This window comes from Bradyrhizobium sacchari (assembly GCF_002068095.1).
Lineage (GTDB): Bacteria > Pseudomonadota > Alphaproteobacteria > Rhizobiales > Xanthobacteraceae > Bradyrhizobium > Bradyrhizobium sacchari.
On record NZ_LWIG01000026.1, the window covers coordinates 72420 to 83410 of the forward strand.

Annotated in this window: 14 protein-coding genes and 3 pseudogenes; 7 read left to right on the forward strand and 10 right to left on the reverse strand. The window is 65.3% G+C overall.

Annotated features, from left to right (window positions below):
* From A5906_RS44935 to A5906_RS24285, 3 genes and pseudogenes are all read right to left on the reverse strand, one after another.
* A pseudogene (locus A5906_RS44935) lies at window positions 1–100 on the reverse strand (pyridoxal kinase); the annotation flags it as partial.
* A 48-nt stretch (window positions 101–148) separates the two neighbouring features.
* Window positions 149–790: an FMN-binding negative transcriptional regulator gene (locus tag A5906_RS24280; protein ID WP_080137807.1), complete on the reverse strand. Its 642-nt coding sequence runs from the start codon at window positions 788–790 to the stop codon at window positions 149–151.
* Between the two features lie 93 nt (window positions 791–883).
* The gene (locus A5906_RS24285; RefSeq protein ID WP_080137808.1) at window positions 884–1528 is read right to left on the reverse strand and encodes a TetR/AcrR family transcriptional regulator; all 645 of its coding nucleotides are present in this window, start codon (window positions 1526–1528) and stop codon (window positions 884–886) included.
* Between the two features lie 97 nt (window positions 1529–1625).
* Here A5906_RS24285 and A5906_RS24290 point away from each other — a divergent pair, with 97 nt between their 5' ends.
* The 3 genes from A5906_RS24290 to A5906_RS24300 all read left to right on the forward strand — a co-directional run bounded on the left by A5906_RS24290 (window position 1626) and on the right by A5906_RS24300 (window position 3394).
* Window positions 1626–2291, forward strand: coding sequence for an O-methyltransferase (locus tag A5906_RS24290; protein WP_080137809.1), 666 nt, complete (start codon window positions 1626–1628; stop codon window positions 2289–2291).
* 189 nt (window positions 2292–2480) lie between these two features.
* Window positions 2481–2825, forward strand: a complete 345-nt coding sequence (locus A5906_RS24295; RefSeq protein WP_080138247.1) for a DMT family transporter — start codon at window positions 2481–2483, stop codon at window positions 2823–2825.
* Entirely contained in the window at window positions 2825–3394 is a 570-nt protein-coding gene (locus A5906_RS24300; protein ID WP_080137810.1) for a TetR/AcrR family transcriptional regulator, read from the forward strand. Before A5906_RS24295 ends, A5906_RS24300 begins: the two co-directional genes overlap by 1 nt.
* Before the next feature lie 41 nt (window positions 3395–3435).
* Here A5906_RS24300 and A5906_RS24305 read toward each other — a convergent pair whose 3' ends face one another.
* A complete protein-coding gene (locus tag A5906_RS24305) occupies window positions 3436–3756 on the reverse strand; it encodes a hypothetical protein (RefSeq protein ID WP_080137811.1) in 321 nt (106 codons plus the stop codon).
* Between the two features lie 133 nt (window positions 3757–3889).
* The gene (locus A5906_RS24310) at window positions 3890–4096 is read right to left on the reverse strand and encodes a hypothetical protein (protein WP_080137812.1); all 207 of its coding nucleotides are present in this window, start codon (window positions 4094–4096) and stop codon (window positions 3890–3892) included.
* Between the two features lie 112 nt (window positions 4097–4208).
* Between A5906_RS24310 and A5906_RS46185 the strand changes: the two genes are divergently transcribed.
* Complete coding sequence (locus tag A5906_RS46185) at window positions 4209–4361, forward strand: hypothetical protein (RefSeq protein WP_347337612.1); 153 nt, start codon at window positions 4209–4211, stop codon at window positions 4359–4361.
* A gap of 193 nt (window positions 4362–4554) precedes the next feature.
* On the opposite strand, the pseudogene A5906_RS46190 reads toward A5906_RS46185, so the two are convergent.
* The 3 genes and pseudogenes from A5906_RS46190 to A5906_RS24330 form a co-directional block, all read right to left on the reverse strand.
* Window positions 4555–4782: pseudogene (locus tag A5906_RS46190) on the reverse strand (hypothetical protein); the annotation flags it as partial.
* A 169-nt stretch (window positions 4783–4951) separates the two neighbouring features.
* Complete coding sequence (locus A5906_RS24325; RefSeq protein ID WP_080137813.1) at window positions 4952–6004, reverse strand: SH3 domain-containing protein; 1053 nt, start codon at window positions 6002–6004, stop codon at window positions 4952–4954.
* A 152-nt stretch (window positions 6005–6156) separates the two neighbouring features.
* On the reverse strand, window positions 6157–8079 hold the full coding sequence (locus A5906_RS24330; RefSeq protein WP_080137814.1) for an FAD-binding monooxygenase: 1923 nt from the start codon (window positions 8077–8079) through the stop codon (window positions 6157–6159).
* A gap of 103 nt (window positions 8080–8182) precedes the next feature.
* On the opposite strand from A5906_RS24330, the gene A5906_RS24335 reads away from it, so the two are divergent.
* Both A5906_RS24335 and A5906_RS24340 read left to right on the forward strand, forming a co-directional pair.
* A complete protein-coding gene (locus A5906_RS24335; protein WP_080137815.1) occupies window positions 8183–8638 on the forward strand; it encodes a MarR family winged helix-turn-helix transcriptional regulator in 456 nt (151 codons plus the stop codon).
* A gap of 118 nt (window positions 8639–8756) precedes the next feature.
* The gene (locus A5906_RS24340) at window positions 8757–9191 is read left to right on the forward strand and encodes a COG4315 family predicted lipoprotein (protein ID WP_080137816.1); all 435 of its coding nucleotides are present in this window, start codon (window positions 8757–8759) and stop codon (window positions 9189–9191) included.
* On the opposite strand, the gene A5906_RS24345 is transcribed toward A5906_RS24340, so the two are convergent.
* The gene (locus A5906_RS24345) at window positions 9188–9403 is read right to left on the reverse strand and encodes a hypothetical protein (RefSeq protein ID WP_080137817.1); all 216 of its coding nucleotides are present in this window, start codon (window positions 9401–9403) and stop codon (window positions 9188–9190) included. The genes A5906_RS24340 and A5906_RS24345 overlap by 4 nt on opposite strands.
* Window positions 9404–9538: 135 nt before the next feature.
* A complete protein-coding gene (locus A5906_RS24350; RefSeq protein ID WP_167523442.1) occupies window positions 9539–10135 on the reverse strand; it encodes a L,D-transpeptidase in 597 nt (198 codons plus the stop codon).
* Between the two features lie 343 nt (window positions 10136–10478).
* Between A5906_RS24350 and A5906_RS44940 the strand changes: the two are divergent.
* Window positions 10479–10991 (forward strand): annotated as a pseudogene (locus A5906_RS44940) (hypothetical protein); the annotation flags it as partial.

Consider the following 10991-nt stretch of genomic DNA (forward strand, 5'->3'; position numbering starts at 1 on the left):
CCGCCGCGACATTCACGCCTTCCGCCTGCATGGCATAGGCAGCCGCGCTGTTGCCGACATGGCCGTGGACCACCTGGCTTTGAATGGAGATGACGAGCATGCGGAGGTCCGTAAGGTCAAATGCGGTGCAAGGCAAGCGCAGCCCGGATCACGAAAAATCGTACCCGAGTCCCGGCCGCAGCGCCTGCATCTTCCGCGCCAGCCGCCGATGCCCTGTCTCGTCCGACCGCGCCAGCCGGCGCACGACGGCGACATGATCCGCATCGCTCTTGTGCTGGTTGAGCTTGGCCTGCCCCTCGACGGTATCGACCACCAGATCGATGACTCGGATCGCAGCCAGCATGCTCTCACGTTTTTCCGGCTCCATCCGTGCGAGGTCCCAGGGCGGCTTCGGTAAACGCGCCTCGGCGACCGCGAGCAGCGCATCGCCATGCCCGCGGTTCTCCTCCAGCCCGCGCAGATGCGCCACGCCCGACAGGTGCACCGCCTCGTAGAGCCAGGTCGAGACGTTGTCCTGCGAGGCATACCAGTCGTTAGAGATGTACGCATCGTCGCCGGCTACGATCAGCAGGAATCGCCTCATGCCATCCGCCAGCGGGACGAGCGGATTCCTGGCGGTCAGGTGGATCTGCACGATGGCGGACCCGTCGCGTTCGACCAGCACGAACGGCACGTGCGAGGCACGTGGCCCGCGCTCATCCGCCGCCACGATCATGCCGAAGCCGCGCTGCCCTGCAAATTCCAGCGCAGCCTGCTCCTCGATGCGGAATTGGGGACGGAGGACATGCATGGCGCGGCGCTCGATTGGCTGAACGAGGGACGGGGCAAGGCTAACCCATCATGCGCCGAAATCAGAAACGATATCGGATCGCAAACGCGGATCTCAGGAATGATCCCGGCGCCGTGCCAGCTCGCCGAGATAGGCGCAGAACATGTCCGCCAGTCCGTCGGCATGCCGGACGATCTCCGCTTCGCTGCGCGGCGCCTCCGAGAACCGCTTGCCGACCTCGCTCAGCGTCGTCGTGATCAGTTCGCCGGCGAGCGCGCGCGTCGGGTCCGTTGCCTTGGGCAGCGCCTCCCGCATGAACGCCGCGACGGTGCCCTTGCCGGCAGCCCGCGCGTCCTGCGCCTCGGGCGCATCGCGATAGAGCGGAGCGGCATCGCTGAGGGCGGTGCGGATCGCGGCCTCCTCGCACTCCGAGCGGATGAAGGCATGGACCAGCGCGCGCAGCCGCAGCAGCGGCGCCTTCGCACCGTCCGCGAGGATGCCGCGCAGCATGTCGCTGGTGCGGCGCCATTCATCGCTCTGGAGGCGGAACAGGATCGCCGCCTTGTTCGGAAAATATTGATAGAGCGACCCGACGCTCACCCCGGCCCGCTCGGCCACGCGGGCCGTCGTGAAACGCTGCGCGCCCTCCTTCGCCAGGACCTGAACAGCCGCATCAAGAATGGCTGCGACCAGCTCGGTGGAGCGGGCCTGTCGCGGCTGTTTTCGTGAGGAAACTGAACGACTTCGGCGATCAGCCATGCTGCGCTCCAGCAATGCGAATAGCGAATGCGACGAATTAGTCGTATTTCAAGTCCCACGCAAGCAGATGCTTCGCCGCGAACTCTGGAGACCTCACATGACCACCCCAACCATCACGTTGCTCGCGCCGCTGCTGGATCGCCTGTTCGATCAGGACGAAGCAACACGCGGCGCAACGCAAGCAGCCTTCGCCGACCTGACCGACGCCGACCGCGCACGCATGATGCGGAGCAAGACCGACTACCGCGACCTCTACGGACGCCTGAAAGACTCGCCGCTCGCGATCTCCCGCGAGACCGGTCACCTGCTCTACATGCTGGCGCGCAGCTCCCGCGCCAAGGCGATCGTCGAGTTCGGCACCTCGTTCGGCATCTCGACGCTGCACCTTGCCGCAGGTTTACGCGACAATGGCGGCGGCCACCTCATCACCAGCGAATTCGAGCCGTCGAAAGCAGCGCGGGCGCGGGAGAACCTGTCGGCCGGCGGCTTGATCGACCTCGTCGAAATCCGCGAGGGCGATGCGCTGCAAACGCTCAGCGCTGATCTGCCCGATGCGATCGATCTGGTGCTGCTCGACGGTGCGAAGGCGCTCTACCCCGAAATCCTGGATCTGATCGAAGGCCATCTCAGGCCGGGCGCGATCATCGTCGCCGACAACGCCGACGACAGCCCCGACTATCTGGCGCGCGTGCGCGCGCCGGGAAGCGGCTACATGTCCACGCCTTTCGCCGAAGACGTCGAACTCACCGTGCGCATCGGCTAGCGCCGCCCTGGACTACTCCAAGAGCTTGGAGCCGCCGCACGCTTCACCGTGCGGCGGCTCCAGCCTGTGTTCCGGCATGTCGCAGGCTCGTCACCGACACGTGATAATGATCTCCGCCAAACGACGATTTCCTCGTGCTAAAGATACCTACCGCGCGGTATCTTTTTTGCCGCCATGCCCGAGCCCGAGATGACTTCCCCCTTCAATGCCTACGCAGCGCTTGCCCTCGCCATCGTCTTCGAGGTGACCGCGTCCGCCTTCCTGCAGCAGTCCGCGCAGTTCACCCGCCCCTGGCCGACGCTTGCGATGGTGCTGTTCTATGTCGCCTCGTTCTACGCGCTGTCGGTCGCCATCCGGGTGATCCCCTTGAGCATCGCCTATGCGATCTGGGGCGGGGTCGGCATCATCCTGACCGTGACCGTCTCCTTCGTGCTGTTCCGCCAGATGCTGGACGCCGCAGCCTTCGTCGGCATCGGCTTGATCGTATCGGGGGTCGTGATCATCAATCTGTTCTCGCAGACGACGGTGCATTGATGCCGGCAAACGCCTATACCCGCGCCAAGCAGCCCGAACAGGTGCGGCGCGCCCTGCTCGATCACGCAGCGTCCATAGCCATGGATCATGGCGTCGCCGGCGTCACCGTGCAGGCGGTGGCGACGGCGGCCGGCGTCACCAAGGGCGGGCTGTTTCATCACTTCGGCAGCAAGCAGGCGTTGATCGAGGGTCTGTTCGCCGACCTGCTTGCCCGCGTCGATGCCGAGATCGACGCCGCCATCGAAGCCGATCCCAAGCCGCGCGGCAGTTTTACACGCGCCTATGTCAACGCCGTGTTCACCGGCAAGTCCTTCGGCTTTGCAACGCCATGGGCGGCGTTGAGCATGGTCGTCGTCACCGATCCGTCATTGCGCCGGCTCTGGAACGACTGGACGAAGGCCAGGCTGAAGCGTCACCGCGCGACCGACGGCACGCCCGAGCTGCACATCGTACGCCTCGCCGCAGACGGCGCCTGGCTGACCTTTGTCACGACCGGGCAAACGCGTATGAGCGCAGATCTGCGCGCCGTGCACGAGCGGCTGATCGCGCAGACCTATCGGCACGGATAGCTGCTCCGTAGCCCCCTTCGCCACGGCCAAAAATGTGTAGACTACTGGCTCTGCACCGGCTTGGGCGGGCGCGGCGCAGATCTGGATGGCTTTGCGCCAGGCTTGGCCGCGGCCCGCGGCGGCGGCACGTCGACGGACTCCAGATACCCGGCGAGCGCCTTGGCAGAGTCGGAGCTGGTTGCGTAATGGTCCTTCAGGAACCAGGACAGCGTCAGGCTGAAGCGTCCCTTGGCAAGGCCGCGCGGGCTACGGTGGCAGGTTGAGCAGCCATCAGCAAACAGCTTTTCCGGCGACTTGCCGGCATCGAGATTTTGCGCGGAGGCAACCGTCGCCGTCAGAGCGGCGGCCGCGGCAGGAATCATCAGGGGCGCGATCAGGCCGCGCCCCGGGCGGAATAGCGATATCAACGTCGTTCCCCAGAGCGTTCTCAAGCGAAGTGGATGACCGGTTCGCGTCGAGACAACGCGTCAAAAATGCAGAGTTGCCGTCCTGCGGTCACGCCGCCAGCAATTGATCGAATTCGGGTGGTGCGTAGGCCTTGCCGTCCTGGTCGGTGATGACGACCCGCCAGCCCTCGCTCGCCCACACTTTTGCCTTCGCCACGATGAGCAGCCGGCTCTCGCGGGCGAAACTGTACTTCTCATTGTCGCGTTCTGCGACCATCTTATAGGCCAATGCGCATCCCCTTGCGTTGCCCTGCACCCGTCCCCTCGTGGCAGCGGGCTTTGGCGGCAATTCGCCGGGAGCATGGCAATTTGGTGCCATCCGCAGGCAGCATTGTGCTTGGGTCCGGCCGGAACGACGGAGGTCGATCATGCGCCCGATCATGAATGCGATTCAGCTTGTCGCGGGCTTGCTCGGCATCGCCCTGGCGGGCGTGCCGGCAGCTGCGCAAACCTACGCCCCGCGCTATTCCCGTCTGCATCGAGGTCTACACCATCGACGGCAGCAATATCGATTTTGGTGACGATCGCGCCGTGCGCCGCGACGGCCTCCGGCCTGTCCGTGCAGTGCTACGCCAATCCCTATGCCGCCCAGAGCAGGCAGCAAGGCCTGGCCTCGTCGCCGCCGCGACGAAACCGATAGCCTTAAGCCCGAGTCCCGATCAGTGGACGCGGATGATGTGGGGACGGCCGAGATCGATCAGCCCCTGCACCGCNCGCCGAGAGGCGGTCGTCGAGGGCTGCGATGGTGAGCAGCAGATTGTTACGGCGCTCGTCGAGCATGCCCATCTCGGCACCGGTCAGCTTTGTGCTCATCCGTTCCTTGTGAATCCCATCGAGGGATTTGCGCAGACCGGCGATCAGGCTCGCCAGCTGCTTGGCCTCTTTGGTCATCGACCGCTTCGCGACATTTTGGCGGCGCGTCTCCGCCTGGCTCTGTCTCATCACATCCTCCCGATGCCCCGCTGCCCCGAGTGGATGCTTGCATCTTTGGGTACACATCTTACGATCGATGAAATCTGCCGGCGAAGAACTTTCTTAAATTGTACGCGCAGGGAACCCGGATCCATCCAGCAGAAAGCCCGGCGCGAGGGCCGGGCTTTCGTTAGGCTTGCTATCGCTTCTCGTGGCCGCCGGGGCCTCCGGCCGGAGCACCGCCGCCATGCGGCGCGGCATTGTTGTGCGGAGCACCGCCGCCGTGCGGCATCGCGGGCGCAGCGGGACGCGGCGCCGGCATCTGCGCCTGCGCATTCATCGGAGCACTGTGGCTCACATTCGGCTGCGCGACATGCGGCGCCGCGGGTCGCGCGGCAGGTGCGGCGGAGATACGCGGCGCTTCATGCGCTCGTGCCATCGGCTGGGCATGCACCGCCGCGCGGCTCGCAGCCTGTTCGTGCATCATGCGAGCCTGCGCATCGCGCGGATTGCGAGTCTGCACATTGGTCCGCTCATGCGCGATGCGCTCGCTCCGTCCGGCACGGGTCCGGTCGGCGGCAATCGCAGCGTCGCGTTTCATGATCGCGGCGTCGCGCTTGGTCGTGATCGCCGCGTCACGCTTCGTGATCGCCGCGTCACGCTTTGTGATCGCCCCGTCACGGGTCGCAATCGCGGCATCATGCCGTGAGGTCGTGGCGTCACGTCCGGAGATCGCGGCAGCACCCTTGCCACGCACGCCTTCGCGATCCAGGGCAAGCGCCGCATCGCGGGTCGCCGCACGACCGATGCGGGCTGCGCGCGGGTCGATCGTCATGCGCGTCGCCAAGCTCTGATGCGAGGTCCAGTAGTTATTCCAGTAGGCGTGGCGGCGATACCAGGGCCGCCCCTCATAATAGCTCGACCAATACGAGGTGAGCACGAACGGGACGATGGGCACGTCGATCTCGTCGACATAGTCGGGGAGATAGACGTAGTGATTGCGGTAGAGATATTCGAGATATTGCGACGACACCCAGCCGCGATCATCGGAGAAGCTCACGTCGCACCAGGCGTTGCCGCGCAGGCAGCCATGGATGTTGACACGCGCCCCCTCGGGGATGCGATCGACCAGGGGAAAGCCGGAGCCTGGACCGGCGCGCAGGCCGGTCGAGACGGTGACGATGCCCGGCGCGGCCAGCGCGGCCGTCGGGGCGAGCAGCAATGCGGCAACCAGGATACTTCTGAGTCTCATGGCGTGTTCCTCCTCTGCGAGACGGAACGCGCGGGCGGAACGAGCGTTCCGCCTGTCATCGCTGCATCCACCGAAAGATTGAGAGCACGCCGCGCGCGGGGTTCAATATTCATCCGTCGTTCATCGGTACGGCGCGCGCAGCAATTCCAGCGTCAGTTCACCGGTAGCATGAAGGCGTCGAAGTACGCGGCGAGCCCGGCAAAGTCGTCGAGCGGCAGCACGGTCGCGACATACTGGTCCGGCCGTACCACGACCATGCAACCGGCCCTCCGGTCGATGCCGCGCATTGCAAAAACGTCGTGGCCGTTCTTGAGATCCGGACAGAACATCTTTTCGTAGTCGATCAGGCCATAGCGCCCCTTGCGCGGGAGCAGCAGCGACGGCATCGCCGCGACGGCGAGCTCGCGATGCTCCTGCTGAAACACCGCGCGCAGATCGATCAGGCTGTCGATGTCGGCGCCAGCAGGCGTGTATCGCCGGACCGGCGACTGCCGGGCCTCGGTCAGAAAATTGCACAGCGCGCGAATGGCCGATCCGGCCGCAGCCGGATTTTCCGCAGGCGAAAACGCGTAGATGCGGAAGCGGCCGTCGGCCTGCGCGGCGTGGCCGAGATGCACCGGCTTCGCATCCGCCAGCCGGATCACCGGCGCGGAATGGAAGCGCTTGCCGATCACGAGCCCCTGCGCGAGATGCTGATGCGAGACCGCGCCGGTGAGAACCGAGGGCCTGTAATGCGTCGCAGTGCCGGCCGTGTAGCGGCCGTGCCGGACAAAATAGTCCTGTGTCTTCGCTGCATCCGCGCCGCCAGCCTTGGCGGCCGAAGCCAGAATCCCGGCCCATTCGCGATCGAAATCGATCAGCTCCTTCGCAACTGCCTGGCGCTCCGCCGAATAGGAATGCAGCAGGCCCGGCGCACATTGCCTGCGGAGAACGGCGGCGAGCTTCCAGCCGAGATTGAAGGCGTCCTGCATCGAGACGTTCATCCCCTGCCCCGCCTTCGGACTGTGGGTGTGGCAGGCATCGCCGGCGATGAAGATGCGCGGCAGGCGGCTGGCGACCTCCGCCTCCGGCACGTCGTCGAACTTGTCGGTCAGGCGCTGGCCGATCTCGTAGACCGACCACCAGGCGATCTCCTTCACCTCAAGCGTATGCGGCTTCAGGATCCGCTGCGCTTTCGCGATCACGTCCTCGGCGGTGATGTTGCGATTGGCAACGCGCTCGCCGACGTCGAGCTTGGCGAGCTCGACATAGATGCGGACCATGTAGCCGCCTTCGCGTGGAATGATCAGCAGACTTCCGTCCTTGGCCGACTGGATCAGCGACTTGAAGCGGATGTCGGGAAAATCGGTCACCGCAAGCACGTCCATCACGCCCCAGGCATGGTTGGCGGAATCGCCGTGCAGCTCGCGGCCGATCGACTTGCGCACCGTGCTGCGCGCGCCGTCGCAGCCGACGACATAGCGCGCCTTGATGGTCTCGAGCTTGCCTGTCCTTCCGGCATCGACGCGTTCGAGCCGCACGGTCACGGCATGGTCGGCGGGACCTGCAGCCTGATCGACCTCGAGATCGACCAGGCGGCGGCTGTAATAAGGCTCGAGCTTGGTGGGCGCCTTGCGCATCACATCGAGAAATCCGTCATGGATGCGCGCCTGGTTGAGGATGACGTGCGGGAATTCGGACAGCCCGTCCTCGACGTCCTGCACCCGTCCGCTGCGGACGATCCTCTCCGGCGTCCGTTCGTCCGGCTTCCAGAACGTCGTCTCGTTGACCCAATAGGCCTCCTTCAGCACGCGCTCGCTGAAGCCATACGCGTGGAACATCTCCATGGTGCGGCAGGCGATGCCGTCGGCCTGCCCGACCAGCAGGCGACCCGGCTTCTGCTCGACGATGCATGTCTTGATATCGGGAAACTGCGCCAGCTGGGTGGCGAGGGTCAGGCCGGCGGGGCCGCAGCCGACGATGAGGACATCGACCTCGGCTGGCACCGCACCGGCTGCGCCCGAGGCCTGAACCCGCTCGGCGGGATCGGCGATCTCAGGGTCGCCCGGCTGAAATCCATTGAGATGGAATTGCATGGGCACTTCTCCCGTCAACGTCTTCTTCGATATTGCTCAGTATGCTGACTATCAGTATACTTGTCAATAATCCCCGCCATTACGCCGCGCCAAGGAGTATTCGGTGAAAGACAACAACGACATGCCCGGGCATCTGGCGCGCCGGTTCCAGCAGATCGCGGTCGCAGTGTTCCTGGCCGAGGTCGGCGACGTCGGCTTCGATCTGACACCGGTGCAATACGCAGCGCTCGCGACTATCAAGGCCAATCCCGGGCTCGACCAGGTGACGCTCGCAGGCCTGATCGCCTACGACCGCACCACCATCACCGGCGTGATCGACCGCCTGGTGCAGAAGGGTCTGATCGAGCGCCGCGCCAGTCCCCGCGACCGCCGCGCCCGCGAGCTCGAGATCACCGACGAGGGCCGGCGCACGCTGCGCAAGATCACGCCGGCAGTCGAGTCCGCGCAGCGCATCATGCTGCGCGGCCTGAGCGCGAAGGAAGGCGAGGAGCTGATGCGGCTCCTGCGCAAGGCGATCGCCGCCGGCAACGAGCTCAGCCGTGCCCCGCTGCGCGAATGAGGATATTTTTGTACGTAATTGTCGCAGCGCAACGAAACCTGGAACTAACCTTCGGCTGCTACCGTCGGTGCCATTCGGCGCTTAACGCGCGATTAACTTTGCCGTTCGGGGGTTTCGGATGTTCAGGTTCATCATTGCGGCCGCGGTCATCGCACTCTCGAGCGGTCACGCACTCGCGAACGGCCATGGTGGCGGCGATGCCCCTCCTCCGCCCAAGCCGGAAGCGACGACCGCGCCGGCCAAGGTGGTTCTGACCAAGCAGGGCCCCAAGCTCGTCGATCTCAATGGCATGACACTCTACACCTACGAGCGCGACACCACCGGCAAGACATCGAACTGCAACGGCAAGTGCACGGAGAGCTGGGTGCCGCTGGCAGCAACCGCCGACGCCAGGGCCGTCGGCGACTTCACCGTGATCAACCGCAACGACGGTAGCAAGATGTGGGCCTATCGCTACCGTCCGCTCTACACATCGCCCGCCGACAAGGCGCCGGGCGACGCCAACGGCACGGCCACGACCCTGCAATGGCGCATTGCGCGGCCAGAGAACTAGGGCGAGAACGGCGCGCGTCCGTCAGGCGCGCCCACGAGCTTCGCGTGCGCGGCGGAATCGGCCGAGGCATAATTGACCTCCGAATTCCAGTGCAGCGCGACGTAAAGGCCCATTCCGGCCAGGATGGAGCCATAAAAACCTAACGTGGCCAGGCGCCATTTCCGCACAACGCGGCGGTCGTTCTCATCCAATGGATCAAAGAATTTCTGCATGATGCCTCCGGTGGCAACGAGCCATCAAGGCATACCGCAGACGGAGCCGGTCGGCTGTGAAGCCGTTCACCCGTCATCCCTTCAAAACGGTGTGATCGCCGTCAGCGTCAAACAGCGCTGCTCGCCCGAACGTCCCTATCCGCGCCAGCTCCGGCCGGCCTCGACCTGCGCGCTCTGTCCTGGCGGCAGCACCACGACTGTCGAATTGAGCTTCACCCTGTCGTAGAGATCGATCACGTCCTCGTTGCGCATGCGGATGCAGCCCGACGAGATCGCCTGCCCGATATATTCGGGCTGGTTGGTGCCGTGGATGCGGTAGAGCGTGTCCTTGTTGCCGACATAGAGATAGATGCCGCGCGCGCCCAGCGGGTTGGCGGGACCGCCGGGCACGCGCGCCGGATACGGTCCAAGCCGCGCCTGGATGTCCGCCGTCGGCACCCAGTCGGGCCATTCGGCGAGACGGCCGACCCGCGCCACGCCCGAGAAGGCCATCGCCTCCTCACCGACCGCGACGCCGTAGCGGATCGCCTTGCCGTCGGGCAGCACGAAATAGAGGTAGCGCGCATCGGTGTCGACCAGGATCGTGCCCGGCATCTCCTTGCGCGGATAATCGACGATGTGACGCAGATATTGCTCCGGCACGCTCGCCTGGGCGTAAGGCGTGTGCGCGAGCAACTGCCGGTCGCGCGGCGTCATGCTCGCGTCGGTCGACGGCGAAAGCGTCGTCTGCATGCAGCCGCCGAGCGGCAGCAGGGCAACGACGAAGAAAGCGAGAACAGATCTTGGCACCACCGGCCCCCCGATAGCGGATAGCAGCACCCCCAGCAGCAACAGATGCTGCCCAAATCGTGCTGAAAACAAGGCAGGCCGGAACAATTGCGCGTGTTCGATCGGCCGGGTTCCATCACCACAAACGGCGGAAGAGCGTCGCATCATCTCCATCCCCTCGCCTTGCTTTGGTCAAACCCGGCTGGACTCGTGGGTCATCTGCCCGGGCACATCAGGTTGGATGGGGCTCACCTCAACAAGATCGGCTCGCGCCAATGCGAACGACGAAGGCTGCAAAGGAGCTGCGATGCTCGCGACGCTGAACAGCAAGCAAATCGTCGATGAGATCGTGAAGGACACGGTCAAGGACAACGATCCCCACGATGCTATTCAGATCTCGCCCGAGATCGTGCTGGCCGCGCGCCCCGTCAGCGTGGCGCCGGCACTGGCACCTGACATCACGCCCCGCCCTGAGCCGAAATTTGCCCCGGAGCCCAAAGCCGGCCCCGAGCCGAAGTTCAGTCCCGTGTTGGAGCCGCCGACGGCGGTACCCTCGCTCGACACCGGCGTGCGCATCGCAGCCGGCGACGGTCCGAACCGGCGCAAGCGTTCCGCCGCCGGCAAGTGGCTGCGCGGCGCCTTCGTCACGTTCCTGTTTGCAGGTGGCAGCGCGGCTGCCACGGTCGCCTGGGAGAAGCATGGCGATACCGCCCGGCAGCTATTGGCGGAATGGACGCCGGTCTTGACCTCGCTGCTGCCTTCGACGTCGCAGACGGCACAACTCGCCGCCGCGCAGGCGGTCCCTCCCGCGGCGCAAGCC